General features: G+C 42.8%; 19 protein-coding genes and 4 pseudogenes. 17 read left to right on the plus strand and 6 right to left on the minus strand.

Annotation, left to right across the window (positions count from 1 at the left end; all coding sequences use genetic code 11):
• Nucleotides 1–13 precede the first annotated feature (13 nt).
• Together ACOBWA_RS03580 and ACOBWA_RS03585 are read left to right on the plus strand one after the other, a co-directional pair.
• Nucleotides 14–1,224: pseudogene (locus tag ACOBWA_RS03580) on the plus strand (dihydroorotase).
• Nucleotides 1,225–1,279: 55 nt separating this feature from the next.
• A complete protein-coding gene (locus ACOBWA_RS03585; protein ID WP_371548220.1) occupies nucleotides 1,280–1,765 on the plus strand; it encodes a DUF2127 domain-containing protein in 486 nt (161 codons plus the stop codon).
• A gap of 78 nt (nucleotides 1,766–1,843) precedes the next feature.
• Here ACOBWA_RS03585 and ACOBWA_RS03590 read toward each other — a convergent pair.
• The 3 genes and pseudogenes from ACOBWA_RS03590 to ACOBWA_RS03600 form a co-directional block, all read right to left on the minus strand.
• Nucleotides 1,844–3,117 (minus strand): annotated as a pseudogene (locus tag ACOBWA_RS03590) (cation:proton antiporter).
• A 154-nt stretch (nucleotides 3,118–3,271) separates the two neighbouring features.
• Nucleotides 3,272–4,888: a DUF2254 domain-containing protein gene (locus ACOBWA_RS03595; RefSeq protein WP_420230227.1), complete on the minus strand. Its 1,617-nt coding sequence runs from the start codon at nucleotides 4,886–4,888 to the stop codon at nucleotides 3,272–3,274.
• A complete protein-coding gene (locus tag ACOBWA_RS03600) occupies nucleotides 4,881–6,464 on the minus strand; it encodes a YihY/virulence factor BrkB family protein (RefSeq protein ID WP_420230228.1) in 1,584 nt (527 codons plus the stop codon). The genes ACOBWA_RS03595 and ACOBWA_RS03600 overlap by 8 nt, the downstream gene beginning before the upstream one ends.
• 256 nt (nucleotides 6,465–6,720) lie before the next feature.
• Between ACOBWA_RS03600 and wrbA the strand changes: the two genes are divergently transcribed.
• Both wrbA and ACOBWA_RS03610 read left to right on the plus strand, forming a co-directional pair.
• The gene (gene wrbA / locus ACOBWA_RS03605) at nucleotides 6,721–7,338 is read left to right on the plus strand and encodes an NAD(P)H:quinone oxidoreductase (protein WP_114701670.1); all 618 of its coding nucleotides are present in this window, start codon (nucleotides 6,721–6,723) and stop codon (nucleotides 7,336–7,338) included.
• Between the two features lie 154 nt (nucleotides 7,339–7,492).
• Complete coding sequence (locus ACOBWA_RS03610) at nucleotides 7,493–7,942, plus strand: hypothetical protein (protein ID WP_238069000.1); 450 nt, start codon at nucleotides 7,493–7,495, stop codon at nucleotides 7,940–7,942.
• 109 nt (nucleotides 7,943–8,051) lie between these two features.
• Here the strand turns inward: ACOBWA_RS03610 and ACOBWA_RS03615 are convergent.
• Nucleotides 8,052–8,829: pseudogene (locus tag ACOBWA_RS03615) on the minus strand (DUF3108 domain-containing protein).
• A gap of 478 nt (nucleotides 8,830–9,307) precedes the next feature.
• Here ACOBWA_RS03615 and groES point away from each other — a divergent pair.
• The 3 genes from groES to ACOBWA_RS03630 all read left to right on the plus strand — a co-directional run bounded on the left by groES (nucleotide 9,308) and on the right by ACOBWA_RS03630 (nucleotide 12,115).
• Nucleotides 9,308–9,598 carry a co-chaperone GroES gene (groES, locus tag ACOBWA_RS03620; protein ID WP_057758860.1) on the plus strand — a complete coding sequence of 97 codons (291 nt, stop codon included), beginning with the start codon at nucleotides 9,308–9,310 and terminating at the stop codon, nucleotides 9,596–9,598.
• A gap of 123 nt (nucleotides 9,599–9,721) precedes the next feature.
• Nucleotides 9,722–11,362 (plus strand): chaperonin GroEL, encoded by a 1,641-nt coding sequence (gene groL, locus ACOBWA_RS03625; RefSeq protein ID WP_238052264.1) that lies wholly within the window; start codon nucleotides 9,722–9,724, stop codon nucleotides 11,360–11,362.
• A 381-nt stretch (nucleotides 11,363–11,743) separates the two neighbouring features.
• Nucleotides 11,744–12,115, plus strand: coding sequence for a hypothetical protein (locus ACOBWA_RS03630; RefSeq protein ID WP_420230229.1), 372 nt, complete (start codon nucleotides 11,744–11,746; stop codon nucleotides 12,113–12,115).
• A 283-nt stretch (nucleotides 12,116–12,398) separates the two neighbouring features.
• Here ACOBWA_RS03630 and ACOBWA_RS03635 read toward each other — a convergent pair whose 3' ends face one another.
• Complete coding sequence (locus ACOBWA_RS03635; protein ID WP_165598234.1) at nucleotides 12,399–12,854, minus strand: Lrp/AsnC family transcriptional regulator; 456 nt, start codon at nucleotides 12,852–12,854, stop codon at nucleotides 12,399–12,401.
• Nucleotides 12,855–13,001: 147 nt separating this feature from the next.
• Between ACOBWA_RS03635 and ACOBWA_RS03640 the strand changes: the two genes are divergently transcribed.
• From ACOBWA_RS03640 to ACOBWA_RS03655, 4 genes are all read left to right on the plus strand, one after another.
• A complete protein-coding gene (locus ACOBWA_RS03640) occupies nucleotides 13,002–13,919 on the plus strand; it encodes a DMT family transporter (protein WP_420230230.1) in 918 nt (305 codons plus the stop codon).
• A gap of 18 nt (nucleotides 13,920–13,937) precedes the next feature.
• The gene (locus ACOBWA_RS03645; RefSeq protein ID WP_420230231.1) at nucleotides 13,938–14,339 is read left to right on the plus strand and encodes a hypothetical protein; all 402 of its coding nucleotides are present in this window, start codon (nucleotides 13,938–13,940) and stop codon (nucleotides 14,337–14,339) included.
• On the plus strand, nucleotides 14,258–15,115 hold the full coding sequence (locus ACOBWA_RS03650; protein WP_420230711.1) for an aminotransferase class I/II-fold pyridoxal phosphate-dependent enzyme: 858 nt from the start codon (nucleotides 14,258–14,260) through the stop codon (nucleotides 15,113–15,115). Before ACOBWA_RS03645 ends, ACOBWA_RS03650 begins: the two co-directional genes overlap by 82 nt.
• Nucleotides 15,116–15,218: 103 nt before the next feature.
• Nucleotides 15,219–15,809: a glutathione S-transferase family protein gene (locus ACOBWA_RS03655; RefSeq protein WP_420230232.1), complete on the plus strand. Its 591-nt coding sequence runs from the start codon at nucleotides 15,219–15,221 to the stop codon at nucleotides 15,807–15,809.
• Nucleotides 15,810–15,918: 109 nt separating this feature from the next.
• Here the strand turns inward: ACOBWA_RS03655 and yaaA are convergent.
• A pseudogene (gene yaaA / locus ACOBWA_RS03660) lies at nucleotides 15,919–16,730 on the minus strand (peroxide stress protein YaaA).
• A 497-nt stretch (nucleotides 16,731–17,227) separates the two neighbouring features.
• On the opposite strand from yaaA, the gene ACOBWA_RS03665 reads away from it, so the two are divergent.
• The 6 genes from ACOBWA_RS03665 to ACOBWA_RS03690 all read left to right on the plus strand — a co-directional run bounded on the left by ACOBWA_RS03665 (nucleotide 17,228) and on the right by ACOBWA_RS03690 (nucleotide 21,997).
• Entirely contained in the window at nucleotides 17,228–18,379 is a 1,152-nt protein-coding gene (locus ACOBWA_RS03665) for a Re/Si-specific NAD(P)(+) transhydrogenase subunit alpha (RefSeq protein WP_420230233.1), read from the plus strand.
• Between the two features lie 115 nt (nucleotides 18,380–18,494).
• On the plus strand, nucleotides 18,495–18,830 hold the full coding sequence (locus ACOBWA_RS03670; RefSeq protein WP_219621845.1) for a proton-translocating transhydrogenase family protein: 336 nt from the start codon (nucleotides 18,495–18,497) through the stop codon (nucleotides 18,828–18,830).
• Nucleotides 18,827–20,227 (plus strand): NAD(P)(+) transhydrogenase (Re/Si-specific) subunit beta, encoded by a 1,401-nt coding sequence (locus tag ACOBWA_RS03675; protein ID WP_102092432.1) that lies wholly within the window; start codon nucleotides 18,827–18,829, stop codon nucleotides 20,225–20,227. The genes ACOBWA_RS03670 and ACOBWA_RS03675 overlap by 4 nt, the downstream gene beginning before the upstream one ends.
• Nucleotides 20,228–20,505: 278 nt before the next feature.
• A complete protein-coding gene (locus tag ACOBWA_RS03680; RefSeq protein ID WP_420230234.1) occupies nucleotides 20,506–21,042 on the plus strand; it encodes an acyl-CoA thioesterase in 537 nt (178 codons plus the stop codon).
• 176 nt (nucleotides 21,043–21,218) lie between these two features.
• Nucleotides 21,219–21,428: a Fe-S cluster assembly protein IscX gene (iscX, locus tag ACOBWA_RS03685; RefSeq protein WP_021812734.1), complete on the plus strand. Its 210-nt coding sequence runs from the start codon at nucleotides 21,219–21,221 to the stop codon at nucleotides 21,426–21,428.
• 65 nt (nucleotides 21,429–21,493) lie between these two features.
• Nucleotides 21,494–21,997 carry a GyrI-like domain-containing protein gene (locus ACOBWA_RS03690; protein ID WP_420230235.1) on the plus strand — a complete coding sequence of 168 codons (504 nt, stop codon included), beginning with the start codon at nucleotides 21,494–21,496 and terminating at the stop codon, nucleotides 21,995–21,997.
• Nucleotides 21,998–22,096: the final 99 nt, after the last annotated feature.

Consider the following 22,096-nt stretch of genomic DNA (forward strand, 5'->3'; position numbering starts at 1 on the left):
CGGTAATAACGTTATGTCTACCATGCTTAATACGGATGTACCCATCCTTAATCATTTACCAAAAGCATTTAAAGATGCATTGCCGCAAATTGCAACAGAAAAACTATCTACACTCGATTCTGACCGTGAGATGTGGTTATTGCCACCACTAGTAGATCTATGCGCGCGTTTGCGTGAGCCAGGCCAGCAGCAACACGGTACGCTAAAATCAGAAGGCAGCGCTGCTCGTGGTAATGGATTTTTGCATGTGGTGACGCCACCTGATACCAATCCTATTTTAGAAAATGGCTCACTCTTAAAAGGTTTACGTGAGCGCGCCTTGAGTGATGGCGGGATTTACTTGCATATTTTGGGTGCATTGACCACAGGGTTAGAGGGCGAACGACCATCTAATATCGCAGGGCTTAAAAAGGGCGGCTGTATTGCGGTATCTAATGCGCGTAGACCTTTTCGTAATGACTTAGTATTGCTACGTACACTAGAATACGCGGCGACTTTTGGTATGAAAGTATTCTTTTATCCTGACGAGCCAAGTCTGTCTGGAGATGGCGTGGCACATGAGGGCTATATTGCTTCTTATCATGGTCTACAAGGGATCCCTTGGATTGCAGAAACGGTTGCACTGTCTACGCAGCTATTGATGGTGGAAGAGACTGGAATCGCTGCTCATTTTAGCCAGTTATCATGTAAGTCTTCCATTGAGCTCATGCGCTGGGCAAAAGACAAAGGTCTGCCGGTTACGTGTGATGTTGCGATGCATCAGCTGTATTTAACTGATGACAATCTTGAAGGCTTTAATGCTCAGGCATATGTGTTGCCACCGCTACGTAGCAATACTGACCAACAGGCAATCCGCCGCGGATTAAAAGATGGCACTATTGATGCTATCTGTAGTCATCACGAGCCATTGAACAGTACCGCCAAAAAGCACCGTTTGCTGAGAGTACGCCAGGTATCTCAAACTTTGATACGTTTATGGCGCTGGCTTGTCAGCTGGTAAATGATGAGGTGTTAACACTCTCGCAACTGGTAGACAAAATCTGCCTAAATCCTGCAAAAATCGCAGGTATTAGCGAGCAGTATGAAGCTATCGGCGGTGCAGTATTAGTCGATCCTAACCTTGAGTGGCAAGTAACCGCGCAATCGATGCTATCGAGTGGTAAAAACACGCCGTTTTTCAATCAGCAGTTGCAAGGACGTGTTGTGGAGACATTCTTTGGCTAATTTGCCCCGACAGGATAACCGTCTGCCGCCATCCTCGAAGGATAAAGGGGTTACCATGAATGGTCAGCAAGAAAAATCGCGCAGTACGGCGAGTGAGTCTATCAAAGCGGTGGCCATTTATGAGGTAGTCAAAGGTGTTGGTGCGTTACTAGGAGCAGGGGCATTATGGTGGTGGCATACCAATCTTGAGCATTGGCTGACGACCGCAACCGTTACTTGGCAGCACAGTTTCGGCCATATGCTTGCCCCGCAAATTGACAGTGCCGTACGTATTGCTCAGCAAGCAAGTAAAAACTGGCCGATGTTTTTATTATTGATATTCGCTTATGCCAGTTTGCGCTTCCTCGAAGCCTATGGCTTATGGCATGACAAAACATGGGCATATTGGTTTGGGGTACTAGGCTACGGGGTATTTATTCCTATAGAAATCTACTATCTGATCGTTAGCCCGTTTGACTGGTTTAAGCTTGGGATACTGGTTTCTAATCTGCTTATTATTATCGTGGTTTATCGCAATATGAAACGAAAGGGCTTGATATAACGTTTAAATTTAAGTCAAAAAATCCAGCATAAGACAAGTATCTTATGCTGGATTTTTTGTGCCTGTTATATTTTTAGCTTATACGTTTGCTACTCTTTCATCCTTACGAATGCTTTTAGCGACTTTACCGACGCTTAGACCTTGTACCAAGATGGAGAAAATCACCACCGCATAAGTGAGTGCCAATAGAATCTCGCGTTCAGCCCCGATTGGTAGCTGTAATACTAGCGCGACTGAGATACCACCGCGTAAGCCGCCCCACGTCAGAACTTTCCATGCGCCTGTAGGCAAATCAAGCTGACGATGAAAGGTCTTGGTCGTCATGCCTACCACGATAAATCGAGCAATCAGCGCAATCAAAATCGTCAAACCACTCGCAATAAATAAATTGCCTGAATAAGCAATCATCACCACTTCTAGACCAATGAGTACAAACAAAATGGCGTTTAAAATCTCATCAATCAATTCCCAGAACAAATCAATATAGTGACGTGTCTTATCACTCATGGCTAGCTCGCGACCACGATTGCCAACCATCAGACCCATCATGACCATGGCGAGTGGCCCTGATAAATGCCAATGACTGGCCAGCGCATAGCCACCGATGACACCTGCCAACGTTAATAGCACTTCTTCTTGATAACTATCAATACTTTTAAGCAAGTAATACAAAATCGCACCAAGTACCAGTCCGAATACAACGCCGCCACCAGCTTCAACCGCCAATGTATGAGCGACGTAGTTGGCAGTAGGGATATCACCGCTAGATAAAATCCCTAGCAGTAAGACAAAAATAACCACGCCGATACCATCATTGAACAATGACTCGCCAGCGATGACAGTCTCGATGCTCTTTGGAGCACCTGCTGACGACAGGATACCCATGACAGCAATAGGATCGGTAGGGAAATAAGCGCCCCAAATAACAGACACCAGAGAAACGGCAAGCCGAAACCAAACAACGGCAACATAAAATAAATCGCGGTCGCAATGAGCATCGCCGATATGATCGTACCAAGTCCAGCAAGGATGCCGATAGGTAGCTTGTATCGTCTTAAATCACCAATATTAACGTGTAATGCGCCTGCAAATAGCAACATCGACAGCATACCGTCTAAGAGTACTTCGGTAAAATCAAGTTGCTCCAATAAACTGACTTCGTAATCAATTAGCTGATCAAATCCTAAGAAGCCTAAAAATATCGCACCGATTGACAATAAGATAGAGATGACCATGACGCCGATAGTTGTCGGCAAACCGATAAAGCGGTGGTTAATATAAGTTAATGAAGCGGTAATCGACAAAAATATGGCGCTGATTTCTAGGATGGTGAGGCTGGTTGCAGATGCCATAAAAAGTAGGTCTCATATAAATATAAAAAGTATCCAAAGCGCAGGGCTTATAGGGACGTTATAAGTGTTGTTAGCTCTAGGTGTTGTGCTTATAAGTAATGTACTTATAAGGGCTGGTACGGTTATTTATTTAAACAGTTAATTGGTCATATCATTAACTAGACTGTGTCTGTAACGCTTGACGAATATCCGCTTCAAAATTACTAACATAAATAAAATGCTTGTGCTGAGCATCCTTATCAAGGATGAATTTCTTGGCTTGTTCGCACATAGCGACCAAATCATCGACCAGCTCTTGATAATTTAAATTCTCTTCACCAGCGCGCTGAATCAGATGCAATTCATGTAATAGTGTTTGCTGCTGTGCGCTGTTTACCCGTGCATAGTTGAGATTTACCATTGCCTGACATAATGCTTTTAATACCATTAGGTCAGCAGCTGCATAACGACGTATCTCACCGAGTGATACATTGATAAAGTCAGAAATTTTGGGGATATGAGTGACTAGTGCCAATATGGCCAGTCGCTTCTGTTTGATAGTATTTTCAGAGCTATCGTTAGTCTCTGATTGCGGTATGTGAAAATGATAAGGGCTTGGTGGCTGACGCCGCATCATGATACTCAGACAGCTGGTTAGAGACTGGACGCAATTGACCGCAGTCTTTGGATCATTGATACCAGGGGATAGTGCGCGTACAGCAATTTCCGTCATTTGACCTAAGCTATAGGCGATGTCGTTGGAGTGCGCCAATCGTTGCTCAAGTCGCAGGCAACCTGCCAGACGTTGCCAAAACAGTCCATCAGGTGCTTTAGGTATTACTGCTAGATGCGGGGTCGCTGTCCTTTGGCGATTATTTGGATGAGATGCAGGCCGTTGATAAAAGTAACCAATGACATTTTTGTCAGTGACGTAATTACCGAGGTTGATATGCATTTGTACCACGCCCCCATAGTCTTGTGACAGCGCAATCAATGACTCAAGATAAATCTGCTGTAGATAACCTGAATTTGGTGAATAAATCGGCATAGCAGGCCAGTTTTGGAACTGCTCGATATCATGGTGCTCAGCATCGCGTTGATGTTGGATATCACAATGATCGTTATACCAATAGTAAATGTTTGCAATTGCATCGTTGCTAGCATTTTGAATGACGTGTGACGCTTGAATGGCATGTACCATATGCTGCACAAAATAAACTAAAAGCAGCGCACAGATAATTGCCATGATAATAGCAAAAGTTACTGCCAATTGCGGCACACCATAAGCTACGTCAGACTTATGGATAGATTTTAGTACCAGTAAGCTATAGCTAAATGTACCGATAAAAGCGCCAAGGACAAACTGATTTGGTGTGTCGGTCAAAAAGTTACGTAGCAGCCTTGGACCAAACTGTGAGGATGCCATCGACAAGACGGCGATTGTAATCGAAAACGTCGTACCTGCCACGCCCAGTACCGCACCAGCGATGGCTGTCATAATCGCGCGCGCCGCTTCGTCATCACCAGTAAAGGCAAAGGAGATCTCTTTTACCGTTTCACGATCAAAATGCTGATCAATCGCGACTAGTAAAGGAGCAAGCAAAATACCCACGATGACACAAGCGGTTGGGATAAACCAATAGGAGCCAATCAGCCACTGCCACAAATTATTTAGGCGATCAGGCAAGTCGGTCAGCGTTTGTATTGACCACAACTTAGTGAACTGCTTAAGCCTGTTTTGACTTGCATTGATCGTACGTGTCCAGACACTGTCTCCATCATTTTTATTCACTGTGATGAGCCTTAGGGTTATCTGCTTCTGTAATAATAGCGTTTTTATGCGCACTTCTGGTCATATCTGTCTCAGCATGACTATCACTAGTCCCTAGAGGTATGATGGCTTCATTGTCGTGATCGTCATATTCAATAGCGCTGTCTTTGTCATAAGCCATCGGCTCTAGGTGCGGTGATGCTTCTAGATGTGGATCATTACCGTTGTAAGCACTCTCATTATGTCTATCTAGATTATCATGTCGTTGTACGTTTTCAGTGGCGGCAGAGGTTTTTCTAAATAATTTATGGTCATCGCCATGCTTATTAGTAGACTGTTTACGCGGTTCGCTATTGGCAAAGATAGCATTTAGCGGCAGATGCAGTTGCTGTTTGGCATACGCTTCAGTATTTTCAAAACGTTTTACCAATAAACTTAGCCAAGGCTTTTGACCTTCCAGTTTCATCTCATCCAACTCGTCCTTGATAGGAAGTGGGTAGGGCAAGGTACGATAAAAGTCCCATAACGTCATTCTACTCAGGTCTCTTTTGAGTACGTAGTCATCATCATCTGTCATGGTGATAAGATTGCTGTCTTGCAGGTAGTTGATATAGGTATACCATTTCGGCAGCTCTTTGCGACCTAAGACATTGCGCAGCGCTTGTTCGCTAACGGCTTCACCTTTTAAGTGGTGGGTATAGACCAAATTCAACATATCTAACAAGCTGAGTAACGGGTGACGAGGGTAGACTTCTTCTGTCTCAAAAATGGTCAAGGTATAGCTGATTTCAACGCCTAATAAAATCAAATTCCACGACAGATAAATCCATAGTAGAAAGATAGGCAATGCGGCAAAAGCGCCATAAATCGCTTCGTAGCTGGTAAAGTTAGCCATCACTGTACCAAACAGATGCTTCATTAATTCAAAGACAATGGCCACAAACACGCCAGCGATGGCTGCATTTTTTGCTGGTACACGCGCCTTTGGAATAAACCAGTACATACCGATAAAGCCCGCCATCGTAATACCAATCGATGCCATTTGTACCCAAAAGCTCCAGTCGATACCGTAGCCTGCAATTTGACGATTAAGAAAGCTCAGACTCTGTACGGTACTTGAAGCGATAAAAGCGGTGCCCAATACCAGCGGCCCTAGGGTAACTATAGTCCAATAACGCAGCATGCTTTTGATGCCACCAGAGCGATCTTCTACTCGCCAGATTTGGTTAAACGCGCGCTCGATGGTGGTCAAGGTCATGATAGTCGTAAAGAATAAAATCATGGCACCGATAATGGTTAGATTGGATGATTTTTCGGCAAAGCTATTAATGTACTCACTAACTTGCATGCTCGATTGCGGCAATAGATTACTATAAATGACGTCATAGATCTGCGCTCTAACCGATGCGAGAGCTGGTACGGATGATAAAATCATCAGTAATACCGTTAATACCGGTACGATCGACAGCATAGTGGTGTATGTCAGCGAAGCTGCCTTTTGCTGGCAATTATCTTCAAAAAAATGCCGAGTCAAAAACCGTAAGAACTGAAACCAACGCTGTTGTAAAAACGGGAGTTTTTGAGATAATTTTTCCATGTCGACCATTAAGCAAAAGTAAGAGTGACAATAGTGTAACAAAGATGAACGGTTATCATCTGCGGTTTAATTGTGTCAAAATGCACTACCTAGCACATCAGATACAATATAAGTCAGGTTATCAATCATGGTTATTTGCATGACAGTGAATGACTCGGGCATAATGTGCACATATTCTACAATGCCAGTTAGTCATATATTTCGCCGCATTTTTGGTGGCCAGTATGGCTAACGATTTTATAAGGAAGCTTTGCTAATGAGTCAGACCGACCCTTATGTTTTGGTGCTTTATTATTCTAATTACGGTACGACTAAGACATTAGCATATGCTATCGCTCAAGGTATTGAAGATGCTGGCATGACCGCGCGTATCCGTACGGTACCGACAGTGGCACCTGAAACCACGTCAAGCAAGCCTGCGATACCTGATGAGGGCGACTTGTACTGTACGATGGACGATCTCAAGGACTGTAGCGGTCTTGCGCTTGGTAGTCCAACCCACTTTGGTAATATGGCCGCACCCATGAAGTATTTTTGGGACAATACCGTGACCCTATGGCTGGCAGGGAACCTACAAAACAAGCCTGCATCGGTGTTTACGGCGACAGGTTCCATGCATGGTGGCCAAGAAACGACGTTGTTGACGATGATGTTGCCCCTGATGCATCACGGTATGGTTATCGTAGGTGTGCCCTATGCAGAGCCAGCATTGAACCGTACTCATCGCGGCGGCACGCCTTATGGTGCTAGCCATGTCAGCGGTGCATCGCATGATCAGCCAATATCTGCTGACGAGCGAGATTTGGGTATTGCGCAGGGTCGCCGTTTAGCGATTACGGCAGCTGCATTAGCACAGGCTAATTGGAGCCGATAAGTAACTTTTATAAACCTGCTGTCTAGAAGCGTCTGAGTCTCAAAGTTTATGATTGAATTCCTATAATCACTTGATTATAAGCAAGTGGTTATAATCAAGCTCTACTTATTCACATTCAGCAGTATATTATTCATTTAGGAAATCAAAATATCTAATGGCCACAACCCGCTCTAATACAAAGCCTCTTAAAACGGTTAAGCCTATCGCACCTATTGCACAGCGCTTAAAGGTTACGTGGTTAATTTGGCTCGTTTATAGACTGCTCGGATTGCCTATCTTTATTAGTATCTTTAATCCTAGTAGCCCTGATATTGTTGGCGGTATTGCTTGGCAGGCATTATGGCTAGTGCCCGCATTGATTTTGACGCCATGGATATTGCGCGGTCGTTCACCTTATGCATTGTTAATAAGCAGCATGTTTACCTTGGTATATTTGGGTGCGAGTGGCGTGGTGTTGTTTACTCGTATATATGGCAGTAGTTGGGCAGAAATCGCCGTATACTTAGCGGATTTCTTACTATTGCTTGCCATTAATGTTTGGCTATTTATTCTGCTTAAACGCCTGCCTTCGATGAACAATGTTGTGAAGAAACCTCGTCAATAATTGAAGTTATCTAAAGCCTAATAAGTTATACCTATCAATCTAAAACCATAAAAAGCGGCACTCCATCTAGAGCGCCGCTTTTTTGTTTATAACTTTCAAGATAAGTAGATTAGTTAATCTTAGTTAATTCTAAATCCATTTTCTTACCATCGTTAATTTGGCTAACTTTAACTGGCATATAGTCCAAGCTTGGGGCTAACCAAAAACTGGTAGAGCGGCTATCGTCATCGTGGACGCGGTCAATGCGTACCGTATCAAAGGTACCCGCTGGTACGGTAATCTTAGTGCTGCCTGATTTTTTAAATGGCGTCTTCTCGATTTTGTCTTTTTTGCCATGTAATAATTACCAGAGAATTTACCGTTCAATAAATCCTGACGAATTTGTACCTCAAGGCTCAAATCATCAAAGGCTTGTTGCGACATATTCATAGTCGTCGACTTGCCTTTATAGTTACTGGTGACTTTTTTACTGCTTGGGTTAAAGTCTAGTTTGTGCGTGCGACCCATGCCAAGTAGTTTGTACGTAGTGCTTGCCTGCGTGGGACTGACATTGTTGCCATTAATCGTAAAGGTGCTGTTTTGTGAGGCGCTAGCCACACCAGCGACGCGAGCCTTAACGTTATATTTCCACGTATTACCAGATTTACTCAGCGTACGAGTTGCTGTGCCTTTGTATTTGTCCTCAACGGTAAAACTATAATCGGCAGTTGATGGTTGGACGGTTTTTGCGCTAGCTAGGTAGGTGCGGTCATACTCAAAGCTCCAACGGTAGAGATACTGATGCCTGTTACTAAGGCAGATAAAAATTTAGATGGACTGCGTTTTGCGTTATTAGCATTATCAATATTGTCGCTTGATGACTTTTTGTGCATTGATGAAAAACTCATAGATACCCCTTCATTAATTTATTGCCGATATAGCAATTTTTTTCGTTCGTTCTTATTATGTTTACCAGACCTATAATGGTCATACGCTGTTACATTTTCAAGCGTAGTGTCATACCGCTTCGTGTAGAGCTTGTAGCAAATGTTTCTATAGTTGATTTGGTATTGGTCAAAATATAAATTCAGCTCACTAATATTTTTAAATATTCCTATTTCTTGCCCTTTATTTTACTAGCATATCGACTCTATCAAATGTAAAGCATCGATATGAGATGTTGGTTGATCAATTTCTGCAAAATAATCTTGTAAATTTTTGGGCTTTACACTTGAACCGAACTCACCTTGCCCCCACTTTTTGTTACAAGCTCAAGGCTTATCTATAAAGCATTGTTTTTGGCAGTGTTTCCTATAGATACTGGTATTGAGACCATTAATTCAAATAAACCCTTAATTTTATTAACCAACTTTTGGAGTCATATCGATGAACATTCGTCCTTTACATGACCGTATTGTCGTCCGCCGCATAGAAGAAGAAACAAAGACTGCTGGTGGTATCTTGCTTCCTGGTTCAGCACAAGAGAAACCTTCACAAGGTGAAGTGCTTGCAGTTGGTAATGGTCAAGTTCGTGACAACGGTGAAACTCGTGCGTTAGATGTAAAAGCTGGCGACAAAGTTTTGTTCGGTCAATATGCTGGTCAAACCGTAAAGGTTGACGGTGAAGAACTATTGATTATGAAAGAGTCTGATGTATTGGGTGTGCTAGAAGGCTAGTCCTTTTGAGTATTATTTTATACTCAGCGCATTTTGATAGCAGTTTCTGATAATCGCTTTTGATAAGCAACTATCAAATCAATCAATTGTATTCTCATACTTATAATAGTGGAGTAATTTAACATGGCAAAAGACGTAAAATTCGGCATTGATGCCCGTAAACAAATGATGGACGGCGTAAACGTTCTAGCAAATGCAGTACGTGTAACACTAGGCCCTAAAGGTCGTAACGTTGTTATCGACAAATCATTTGGCGCACCTACCATCACTAAAGATGGTGTTTCAGTTGCCAAAGAAATCGAGCTAGAAAACAAATTTGAAAACATGGGTGCACAGCTGGTACGTGAAGTAGCTAGTCGCACTAATGATGTCGCTGGTGATGGTACAACCACTGCAACTGTATTGGCTCAGTCAATCCTACAAGAAGGCATGAAGTCAGTTGCTGCTGGCATGAACCCAATGGATCTTAAGCGCGGTATCGACAAAGCGGTACGTGAAGCAGTTAAAGAAATTCATAAACTATCAACGCCAGCTGACGATCACAAAGCAATCGCTCAAGTTGGTTCTATCTCTGCAAACTCAGACACCAAAATCGGTGAGCTGATTTCACAAGCGATGGAAAAAGTTGGTAAGCAAGGCGTTATCACTGTTGAAGAAGGTTCAAGCTTCGAAGATACCCTAGAAGTTGTAGAAGGTATGCAGTTTGACCGTGGTTATATCAGCCCATACTTTGCTAACAAGCAAGATAGCCTAACTGCTGAATTTGAAAACCCATATATCTTGCTAGTTGACAAAAAAATCAGCAACATCCGTGAGATCGTGCCATTACTTGAGCAAGTAATGCAGCAGAGCAAGCCGTTGCTAATCATCGCTGAAGATGTAGAAAACGAAGCACTAGCAACACTAGTTGTAAACAACATGCGTGGCGGCTTGAAAACTTGTGCCGTTAAAGCACCAGGTTTCGGCGATCGTCGTAAAGCAATGCTAGAAGACATCGCAACGCTAACTGGCGGTACTGTAATTTCTGAAGAGATTGGTCTAAGCCTAGAGACTGCTACTCTAGAGCAACTTGGTACTGCTAAGAAAGTGACGGTCGGTAAAGAAAACACCGTTATCGTTGATGGCGCTGGCAACAAAGCTGACATCGAAAACCGTGTTGAGTCTATCAACCGTCAAATCGAAGAGTCTACTTCTGACTATGACAAAGAAAAGCTACAAGAGCGTGTTGCTAAACTAGCAGGCGGCGTAGCAGTGATCAAAGTCGGCGCAGCAACTGAAACTGAAATGAAAGAGAAGAAAGACCGTGTTGACGATGCGCTACATGCGACTCGTGCAGCGGTTGAAGAAGGCGTTGTACCTGGCGGCGGTGTTGCCTTAGTTCGTGCGATGAATGCATTGTCTGAACTACGCGGTGATAACGACGATCAAAACGCTGGTATGAACATCCTACGTCGTGCGATGGAAGCACCACTACGTCAAATCGTAACCAACGCTGGCGAAGAAGCTTCAGTTGTGGTTAACGAAGTGAAGAGTGGCAGTGGTAACTACGGTTACAACGCAGCGACTGGCGAATATGGCGATATGCTAGAGATGGGTATCCTTGATCCAGCTAAAGTTGCTCGTTCAGCGCTAGAAAATGCTGCATCTGTGGCAGGCTTAATGCTAACGACTGAAGTTATGATTACTGACTTACCGCAAGGTGATGATGGTATGGCTGCTATGGGCGGCGGTGCTGGAATGGGTGGAATGGGCGGCATGATGTAATTTTACTTCTGCTGCAAAGCGATTTATCTTTGTCAGATACGCTCAATGTACAATAAGTACTATTTTTGCTTATCTTCCTCGGTAAATCGTTTTTCGCTAAAAGTATGATTTTGTCATAAAGTCTATTTGACTACTAAAGGCTCTGTTATCGAAAGATAGCAGGGCTTTTTTTTGTTTGATTTAAAGTAATAATTGGCATTGTGCAGAAAATCAGAATAGGGATAACTGATTAAAATTATCCATTACTTAATAATATTAGTATTACTAATATTAATTTAAATTTTCAATTAATAATTTATTAGGATATAGTTGATATAGCGAATATATTCGCTAACAGCGTTTTAACTTAGAAGGAATAAATTAATCCAAAAGGAATTCAAAATGAAGATTTTATCGATTGCGATGGTAGCATCAGCCCTAGTGTTAGTTTCTGCTAGTAGTTCAGCTGATCCTAGTTTAGATAGGTTTAAAATGCAAAAGCCGATGGAGATGTCTAGCGTTACTCATTCTAAAGTTATGCAGTTATCGTTTAACAATAAAGAGCGCTACACAAGCGAAAAAGAAATTTATGAAAAAGTTATGAGAGGTGCCAAAGCAAACGGCTTTGAGCTTAAAGAAATAGAAGCAATGAAAATCGCTCACATCGTTGACGGCGCTTTGGACAATGAGCCACCAGAAGCGGCTTCTATTAATATAAAAGTCACTATCCATTTAAAACGACCAATCAAAATAGAAGTTGAGATTTCCCTATAATATGGTGAATACAAATCTATTGTTAATAAGCTACCTACTATGAACGACTTACTTATCCCTCTAAAATAAAGTCCTAGTAATATTTCCTATATTAGGGCTTTGTAGTTAAAGCTCATCAAGTCCTCTATTAATCTGCCGTATCTCGTTTAAACGTCCATGTCGTCATATCATACACTTCTTTATCATAGCCATATTTTATCAAATTCAAATGAACTCATTATAGGTCTTTCTACTCAATAATTATCGAGCGAGACATTGTGCTCCTAGTCGGTACAAAAGAATCTCACACAAAAATAGGTAGAGTCGTCTTATTGATTACCTTTCTCACCGATAAATGAGTGTGTATATCTTTTACGCTAGCAAGCTTGTGCAGCTTACGTGTGAACCGCTCATAACCATCGAGATTGGGGCTTACCACTTCTAATAAATAATCATAAGAACCCGATACCACATGTCCATTAATCACCTCGTCCATATTGGACAGAGCGCGTTCGAAGGCTGCGATAGATTTTTCTTGGTGGCTGTTGAGACTGACCTCCACAAAGAAACTCATCGCAATACCTGCTTTGGCTTTGTTTACGTTCGCTTGATAGTTTTCTATATAACCTTCGTCCTCCAAACGCTTTAGGCGTCGCGCGCAAGGAGAAGGCGACAGCCCTATACGTTCGGACAGTTCGGCTGTAGATAAGCGCGCTTCTTTCTGGAGCACTTCCAAGATATGGCGATCGATTTTATCCATAATTTACCTTTTGGCTTTTTAAGCCAATAATTTTTATTTAATTAGCATTATCCACCAAATATTTGTAAAATTGCAATGAATAAATAGAGATAAAAGCGTGTATTTTAATCGATAATTGGTCTTTGTATAGCAGCCTAAGACACGACTATGAATACGATATTCCACCCCTCATCGCGCAAAAATCCTTTGTTTATTATGTCGCCACTAACCAAAGGCTATGTGGCTATGAGTATTGTATTATTGATTTGGTCAGGATTTGCGTTGACTGTACGAGCGGTTAGTACATCGTCGCTAAGTATTGCGGATGTCATGCTCATTCGTTTTAGTGTACCGCTGGTCTTATTGACTCCTTGGGTACTCTCTAGTTGGCATGAAGTCAAAAATATAAGACTGCCAGATATCATGTTCGTTTTACTTGGTGGCGTGCCTTTTCTTTTATTGGCTGCTTTTGGTGCAAGTACGGTACCAGCAGCTTATGTTGGTACTATTTTGACAGGGACGCCAGTTTTCTTTGCCGCAATATTGTCTTTTATTTTTTATCGTCAACGAATATCATTAAGAAAATTTGCCGCATTAATTCTTATTCTCTTTGGTATCGCTACTATGATTGGCGGGCGTGCACAGTCAATACCTAATAGTCTTCTGTACGGTGTGGGGTTATTGTTGATGGCAAGCCTGATTTGGGCGGGTTATACCTTAGGGTTAAAAAGCACCAAACTGAGTCCAATAGCTATTGCGATCGTGCTCTCTTATACCTCGTTTTTTCTGACATTGATGATGGTTCTGTCTGGTATTGTAGAGACGAATATAGGGTCTGTATCTTTTGATGAAGCGCTTCCGTTTATCCTAGTACAAGGACTTGGTGTAGGGGTGGTATCAACCATCGCGTTTTCTTATGCAGTCAAACAATTGGGCTCCATTCGTACCTTATTACTTGGCTCTTTATCCCCAGGATTAACCGCTATACTGGCTGCGCTGATACTCAATGAGTCTCTATCAGTCATTATGATATGCGGCATCGTACTCAGTACCATTGGTGTCATCTTGTCCAATCGAGCGAAATAAACTAATTAAGGAAGTATCATGATGTTAAACAATATGCCTATCATCAATGGTGATCCACTGTGGGCATTGTTAGGTAGGTTTCGCGCTGACCAGCGTAAACATAAAATAGATCTATTGGTTGGTGTCTATCGAGACGAGCATGGCAATACACCTGTGATGAAAACAGTGCAAGATGCAGAAATACATCTTGCTCATCAAGCGCATTCAAAGGCTTATGGCATGTTATCGGGTAACGCTAATTTTAACCAGCAAATGGCAAAATTTGTACTGGGTGACAGTCCAAGTCTAAAAACCAATGCACGATTCAGACGGTTGGGGCATCAGGTGCATTACGACTCATTGCTGACTTTATCGCCACGCTCTCTCCAGATTCAACCATTTGGATCAGCGACCCTGGCTATATCAATCATCGTCCGCTGATGGAAGGTGCTGGGTTAACGGTTGATACGTATCCATGGCAAAATAAAAATGGCCAGTTAGACATTGATGCGTGTTTTGCCGCGCTAGAAAAAGCAAAAGAAGGAGACGTACTGCTATTGCATGCGTGCTGCCATAATCCTACCGGTATAGATCCTTCTTTAGAGCAGTGGCAAATTTTTTCTGATAAATGTAAACAGAAAAATATTGTCCCGTTTATTGATATGGCGTATCAAGGTTTTGGAGATGATCCTGATGCCGATGCTGCAGGACTTCGTTTAATGATTGAAGACGCTGACTTTGCATTTATCGCCGCCAGCTGTTCAAAGAACATGGGTCTATACAATGAGCGTACTGGTATTGCCACGGTGATGACGACGAACCATGAGCGTCACGCAGATATACAGACACTCTTAGAAACCATCACACGTGCCAACTACTCCATGCCGCCCAATCACGGTGCCGCAGTGGCTTCTTATTTGCTAGACAGCCCAGACGCTTGGTTAGTCGAGCTGGCAAGCTACCGTGATAGGGTAGATACTATTCGCCAAGCATTAGGCGCAGCACTAAAAGATAGGGGTGCACCTGCAGAGTTTTTGGACATTTCGCAACAAAAAGGCATGTTTTCTCTATTACCGCTAACAGAAAATCAAATGCTGATACTGCAAGATGAGTTCGCTATCTACGGCATGCCAAATGGTAGAATCAATATTGCCGGTTTGAAAATGACGGAAATCCCTCAACTGGCGGGCGCCATCATATCGATTATTTCACGTTAGAGAATAATCTTTATAACTCAGTGCAATGGTTTTATCCATCAATCGCCACAGCAAGAAGGACACGACTATTTATACTTTATATTGGGATAAGGGTGGTGCCAATATGGCCACCCATGCTGTCTTTGAGGAGTTAGGCGCGTCTTATGAAATGATAGAAATAGACCTGTCTAAAAATATGCAAAAATCAGCTGAGTATCTAGCCATTAATCCAAATGGCAAAGTACCTACGTTGGTGCATCAGGGACAGGTTATTTATGAGTCTGCGGCAATTTTAATGTATGTGTTAGATCAGCACCCAGAGTCTGGGCTAGCACCTGACACAGGATGCTCTAAGCGCGGTGTCTATTACCAGTATTTGTTTTGGATGTCTTCTACACTACAAGAAGCTGCCAATCGTTGGGCACATCCCGAGCAGTACATTAGCGGCGAGCACAATTTGCAACAAGTGAAAGATAAAGCGAATGACGTACTAACCTACTGCTGGGGTATTGTTGAAAAGGGATTAGCAAATAATGGTCCATGGTTGTTGGGCGATAAATTAAGTGGGGCTGATTTTCATTTATTTATGATTGCTCACTGGAGTCAGCGATATGCGAGTCGAGCACAAGACTGGACACACCTAAGTGCACACTATCAAGCCATGCTAAACCGCGCCTCGATACAAGAAATGATGGCACAAGAAGGATTGTTGTGATCTGTTCATATGTTCAACCAAAGGATATCTGATGATTGGGCTAGAAGCACTGAATGCAATGCTTCTAGTGACCTCTAGGGATTGTAGTAAATATAGTTTTTATATCAAGCTACTGATCCGCCGCATCTCGTCTAAACGTCCACGTCTTATCATCAGACGCGTCTTCACAGTAGTAATACCCTGCCAAATCAAACTGCTTTAGCTGCTCAGCATTGGTCAGCTTATTATCAGCAGCATATTTGACCATCAGTCCACGTGCTTTTTTGGCATAAAAGCTAATCACTTTGTATTGACCATTTTTCTCGTCTTCAAATCGTGGCGTGACGATATTTGCCTTCAGTGCTTTCTTTTTACCGATTTAAAGTATTCATTAGAAGCCAAATTCACTAATACCTTGTCATCGCTGTCAGCCATACGCGCATTGATAACGTTAGTCACTTCCTCACCCCAAAACTCATAAAGATTGTCACCGCGCTCATTTTTCAGCTTGGTGCCCATCTCTAAACGATATGGCTGGATCAGATCGAGTGGCTTTAGTACTCCATACAGTCCAGACAAAATACCTAAGTGCTCATTGACATAAGTAGCGGTATCTTTGTCCATATGATACATATCAAGTCCAGTATAGACATCGCCATCGAACAAATAGCCTGCAGGCTTGGCGGCATTATCAGAGGCATCGTTAGTAAATGGTTGCGCTTCACTCCAATGCCATTGTTGATTGCGCGTGGCATTAAGCTGAGCCAAATCGTCAGATATGCTCATCAGCTCTTGTAGGTCAACAGGCTCTTTTGACTTCAGTACTTTCATCAATTCTTGTGAGCGCTTGATTAGCTCGGGCTGGCTATAGTAGTTGCCTAAATTCAATGGTATAGCGTCTGTTTCGTTCAGGGATTTGGCAGGTGAGAGTAAAAAATACATGGTTATTCCTTATTATAATGAATCGATGACGGGTTTTTTCGAGTGTCAAGTATTCTTATTATACGGTATGCATGGGTGGAACTTGACTTCACCTTGCTTATTTTATGTTTATTGACGTTATATTTTTAATAAAAAAACAGATTTAGGGTTAGAGAATAAATAGAGGTAGGCCTGTATCTATAAGGGCTAAGCGTTTTTCGGAAAAATAAAAGGCTTTAATATACCAACAAAAAGTATGCCAATGGTGTAAATACCTAAATTTTTATTTTACTTGTGGGTCATCATTAGACAATGAAACTTGACGAACGATATCTCTATAATAAAAAGGCATGATGGTAAAGTAGCTATCATTTATTAAATTGATAACCTTTGGTCGCTGTAATGGATTAATCATGATCAAAGGGTTTTGTCCCCTGTGCTTTTTAGATGTGCGTTGAGGGTATTAAAGGTAGTCGTGAGACGTAAATATAGTCATTGGACGTAAGTAAGGAGACGGTATGAAAATCGGTGTAATCAGTGCAGATATCACGAGCGAGAGCCGTGTAGCCATAACCCCAGACGCAGTCAAAAAATTGCGTAAACTTGGGTTTGAAGTCGTCATTCAGTCAGGTGCAGGCCAAGCAGCATACTATGCTGATGAGTTGTATCAGGCTGCGGGTGCCGACATTGCCAGTAGTCGCACCGAGGTGATTACCCAGTCCAAGATTATTACCACCGTCAGTGACCTACCAGCGGAAGCCACTGAAAGCTTATCGTCTGGTCAGATCGTCATTGGCATGCTCGACCCATATCGCAACACTCAGCTTGATACTTATGCAGCCAAAGGCGCGACAGTCTTTGCGATGGAGTTATTGCCTCGTACACTGTCACGCGCACAGAATATGGATGTATTGTCGTCACAAGCCAACCTTGCTGGTTATAAAGCCGTATTGCTCGCGGCCAATGAGTATTCACGTCCTTTCCCAATGTTTATGACTTCAGCAGGTACGGTTAAGCCAGCTAAGGTCGTTATCCTAGGTGTTGGTGTTGCAGGTCTACAAGCGATTGCGACAGCCAAGCGTTTGGGTGCAGTGGTAGAAGCCAGTGACTTACGTCCGACCGCTCGCGAGCAAGTGGAATCACTTGGTGGTAAATGGCTTGATGTGCCGATGAGTGCAGAGGAGGCTGAAACAGCTAAGTCTACCGGTGGTTATGCATGGACGCCATCAGAGCAATATGTCAAAGATCAAGCAGCTGTCGTAGATAAAGCGCTCAGTAATGCTGACATCGTTATTACCACGGCGCAGATTCCTGGTCGTAACGCACCGCGTTTGGTACATGGCGCAACGCTTGCCAAAATGAAGGCAGGTTCTGTACTGATCGATATGGCGGCTGGTACCGGTGGTAATGTCGAAGGCAGCGTGCCTAACGAAACCATCACCACAGACAACGGCGTACGTATCGTTGGTGCCGCCAATATCCCATCTATGCTCGCCGCACAGTCGTCAGATTTGTATGCCAATAACCTTGTTAACTTTATTACGACATTGATTGCACCTACTGGCGATGATGCATCGGCTAGCTTGGCACTTAACTTAGACATGGAAGACGAGATTCAGGGCGCACTGGCAGTGACACATGACAGTCAGGTACGACTGGCCAAACGCTAGTTTGAACAGTCTATTACCACATATTTCGTCACTACACATTTGCCAGTAATGAATAAATTTTTAGGAGGATTAGATGATTGCCACTATTTTAGCTGCAGCGCCAGCCGGTGCGGCCATGAGTAGCACACCATTTGTAGCGATTTTCACTGTATTTGTGCTCGCTATTTTTGTCGGATACTACGTGGTTTGGGGCGTAACGCCTGCATTACATACGCCATTGATGGCGGTAACCAACGCTCTATCAAGTATCGTCATAGTGGGTGCGATGCTACAGACTGTCACGATTGATGGTTCAATGTTTACACCGACCAGCTTGCTTGGTGCCTTTGCGGTATTTTTAGCCAGTATCAATATCTTCGGTGGCTTTGCGGTGACTGAGCGTATGCTTGCGATGTTTAAGCCGAAAGTGAAAAAAGCACCTGTAGCAACAGAAAATGGAGGTGACGCATGAATGATTTCTCAACAATGATTGCGGCAAATGCAGATTGGTTCTATCTAGTCGGCGCTATCCTCTTTGTTTTAACGTTACGTGGTTTGTCTAGCCCAAAGACAGCGATTCGCGGTAACCGTTTTGGTATGGCAGCGATGGCAATTGCCGTTGTGACTACCTTCTTTTTAGCAGAAGGCCCTGTGCTTTGGTTGATAATCGGTGCGATGGTGTTGGGTGCCCTTGTTGGTATGTGGAAAGCAAAAACAGTCGCAATGACCCAAATGCCAGAAACAGTAGCTTTGATGCATTCATTCGTCGGTTTGGCAGCGGTTGCGATTGCACTTGCGACGGTATTACACACTGAACAGCAGCATGGTGCCGTTGCTCGCATAGAGCTATTTATCGGTTGCTTCATCGGTGCGATTACATTCTCAGCCTCGGTCTTTGCCTTTGGTAAATTGGCAGCGAAAAGCTGGGCGAAAACATTGGTTGGCGGCTGGGTAAAACCGGTTCAAGCGCTACTATTCATTGCGATGATTGGGTTCGGTGGGGTGTATTTCGTCACTGATTCATTACCAGCATTTTATGCGATGGCAGTGATTGCGGTTATCTTTGGTTGGATGTGGATTGCCCCAATTGGTGGCGGTGATATGCCGGTGGTTGTATCACTACTGAACTCATTCTCAGGTTGGGCAGCAGCAGGTATTGGTTTTACCCTTGGCAACTCGATGCTGATTATCGCAGGTTCGCTAGTGGGTTCATCAGGTGCTATCTTGTCTTATATCATGTGTAAAGCCATGAATCGCTCACTGCTTAATGTCTTGTTTGGTGGCATGGGTACGTCAGCTGTTGCCGCAGGCGGCGATGATGGGGCACCGAAGAATTACAAAGCAGGCTCAGCAGAAGACGCAGGGTTCCTGATGTCTAATGCCAGTAGCGTGGTCATCGTACCAGGTTATGGTATGGCACAGGGCCGCGCACAGAATGCAGTAAAAGAGCTATATGAGTTGTTAAAAGAAGAAGGTGTTAACGTACGCTTTGCTATCCATCCAGTCGCGGGTCGTATGCCAGGTCATATGAACGTGCTGTTGGCTGAAGCTGATGTACCTTATGATGACATTTTAGAAATGGACGAGATCAACTCAGACTTTGCAAGTACAGATGTGGTCTTGGTTATCGGTGCAAACGACGTTGTGAACCCATCTGCGAAAGATGATCCTACTTCGCCAATCTTCGGTATGCCGATTCTAGAAGTCAGCAAAGCGCAGACGGTCATGGTCATCAAGCGTTCAATGAGTACTGGTTATGCAGGTCTGGATAACAGCTTATTCTACATGGACAAAACCATGATGATCTTTGGCGATGCCAAGAAAATGGTAGAAGAGATGGTACGTACTATCAATGGCGGCGGTCATTAATCTCTAAGCTATGTTTTTAACCATTATTATTTGCAGATAAGTTTTTAGATAAAGAAAGTCACTGAGGTGGCTTTTTTGCGTTAAAGTGGGCGACATTTATGAGCCGACTATGGATTGAGATTATTTCCAATTACGGTCAGTTTTTAATGATCACAATATTAACTGCGCTTTATGTACTCACTATACGGTATGCGCCTGATTAATTTTTTAGCTAATTTGAACTGCTTTAACGATTTACGATTACCAATTATAAATACGATGAAATAAGAGAAAAATTTATGAACATGCTACTGCGTTTTTTTATTATGGTTAGCTTGCTTAAGCAACAGCTCAAGCATCAATCGACGAGCGAAACTATCAATCTAGAGACATTGACTGCACCGACTGTACGTCATTATCGAATTTTGCCCCACGATATGGGATTTCGCGATCATTTACCCAATTATCGTTATTTATCATTTATTGAGCTAAACGTGACACGCTGGGTAAAGGCGTGCTGTCACGAGAAAGGCATTAAGTCGCTCAATTGGGTGATTGCCATGCAGGAGATGATTTATCTTAAGCAAATTAAATTTTTGGATAAAATGACGCTTAGCAGTGCAGTCGCAGGATGGGATCATAAATACGTGTATTTTGAGCATCGGTTTTTTGTCAAAAATCAGCTGATGGGCGTTGGTATGACCAAGTTTGTTTTTACAGATAGTAAAGGTATGCGCACACCAGAAGTATTAGATATGATGGGCGAGCAGTTGACAGATACGATTAACACATGGAATGAGCACCAAGTCGCGGTAAAATCGACCAAATCAGCCTAAGCCACATCGCAAAACAGTATTGAAACCCAGTATTGAAAAATAGCATCGTAAAATAACTTGGCTATAATCATTTGCTGAATTTTGGTAGGATAGAGCCCATCAAGTCGTCAATGTTAGGACGATAGCATCGTTTTTAAAATGATGATTCTCAAAACGACTAAAAATAAGGTACCGTTATGACCCCACAAAAATTAAAATGGACAGACAGCTTAGATATCGCGATTGAGCTTTATGAAAAATTCCCAGAAACAGATCCACAGTATATTCGTTTTACTGATTTGCATCGCTGGGTAACTGAGCTTGAAGGCTTTGATGATGATCCACAAAAATCAAATGAAGGCATCTTAGAAGCCATTCAAATGAATTGGATTGATGAAGCCGATTAATCGATTCAGTCTGCCAGCATTGCCACAAACAGAAAATCAAATAAACAGATAGAGAAGGCCGCATCATGACCTCACAAATTAAAGAGCTACCAGAAGCGATAGCTTGTCGCGGTATCAGCGTTCGTACCACTAATAACGCTGAGATAAGCCATGACACTGCCAAACTTGGTAGATTATGGCAAAAGTTTTATCAAAATCACGCGGGTGAACTCCCTGAAGGTGAAGACATTTATGGTGTCTATCACAACTATGAAAGCGATGATCTGGCAGGGGCGTTTGACGTTGTGGCCAGTTGGAAAGTAGCCAGCGAGCAAGATGCTCAGTCAGAAAGCGACAGTGTAGCCAGTACTAGTAATGTAATGACGGTTGATATTCCTGCAGGAAAGTACTTGGTATTTTCTGAAGAAGGTTACATGCCTAACACTGTGATGAATGCATGGGAAAGTGCTTGGGAGTATTTCAATGCGCCCGATTGCGAGCATACCCGAACGTTTAATATAGACTTCGAGCATTATATCGGTGGTAACTTAGAATACGGTCAAGTTGATGTCTATATTGGTATTGAATAAAGCTAGTAATTGGCTTAAGTAACTTAAGCTGATCAAGCCATTTTTGATAAAATAATGACAAAAAAGCGCTAACCTAAATCAGGTAGCGCTTTTTCTTTG

Origin of the sequence: Psychrobacter sp. ER1, assembly GCF_048631835.1 — a bacterium.
Classification (GTDB): domain Bacteria; phylum Pseudomonadota; class Gammaproteobacteria; order Pseudomonadales; family Moraxellaceae; genus Psychrobacter.

Coding starts and splice junctions, on each gene's coding strand:
- ACOBWA_RS03675 (WP_102092432.1), top strand. CDS start 18,827: ATGAATGATTTCTCAACAATGATTGCGGCAAATGCAGATTGGTTCTAT.
- wrbA (WP_114701670.1), top strand. CDS start 6,721: ATGAGTCAGACCGACCCTTATGTTTTGGTGCTTTATTATTCTAATTAC.
- ACOBWA_RS03630 (WP_420230229.1), top strand. CDS start 11,744: ATGAAGATTTTATCGATTGCGATGGTAGCATCAGCCCTAGTGTTAGTT.
- ACOBWA_RS03680 (WP_420230234.1), top strand. CDS start 20,506: ATGAACATGCTACTGCGTTTTTTTATTATGGTTAGCTTGCTTAAGCAA.
- ACOBWA_RS03645 (WP_420230231.1), top strand. CDS start 13,938: ATGATGTTAAACAATATGCCTATCATCAATGGTGATCCACTGTGGGCA.
- ACOBWA_RS03600 (WP_420230228.1), bottom strand. CDS start 6,464: ATGGAAAAATTATCTCAAAAACTCCCGTTTTTACAACAGCGTTGGTTT.
- iscX (WP_021812734.1), top strand. CDS start 21,219: ATGACCCCACAAAAATTAAAATGGACAGACAGCTTAGATATCGCGATT.
- ACOBWA_RS03585 (WP_371548220.1), top strand. CDS start 1,280: ATGAATGGTCAGCAAGAAAAATCGCGCAGTACGGCGAGTGAGTCTATC.
- ACOBWA_RS03690 (WP_420230235.1), top strand. CDS start 21,494: ATGACCTCACAAATTAAAGAGCTACCAGAAGCGATAGCTTGTCGCGGT.
- ACOBWA_RS03655 (WP_420230232.1), top strand. CDS start 15,219: ATGGCCACCCATGCTGTCTTTGAGGAGTTAGGCGCGTCTTATGAAATG.
- ACOBWA_RS03635 (WP_165598234.1), bottom strand. CDS start 12,854: ATGGATAAAATCGATCGCCATATCTTGGAAGTGCTCCAGAAAGAAGCG.
- ACOBWA_RS03670 (WP_219621845.1), top strand. CDS start 18,495: ATGAGTAGCACACCATTTGTAGCGATTTTCACTGTATTTGTGCTCGCT.
- groL (WP_238052264.1), top strand. CDS start 9,722: ATGGCAAAAGACGTAAAATTCGGCATTGATGCCCGTAAACAAATGATG.
- groES (WP_057758860.1), top strand. CDS start 9,308: ATGAACATTCGTCCTTTACATGACCGTATTGTCGTCCGCCGCATAGAA.
- ACOBWA_RS03610 (WP_238069000.1), top strand. CDS start 7,493: ATGGCCACAACCCGCTCTAATACAAAGCCTCTTAAAACGGTTAAGCCT.
- ACOBWA_RS03665 (WP_420230233.1), top strand. CDS start 17,228: ATGAAAATCGGTGTAATCAGTGCAGATATCACGAGCGAGAGCCGTGTA.
- ACOBWA_RS03640 (WP_420230230.1), top strand. CDS start 13,002: ATGAATACGATATTCCACCCCTCATCGCGCAAAAATCCTTTGTTTATT.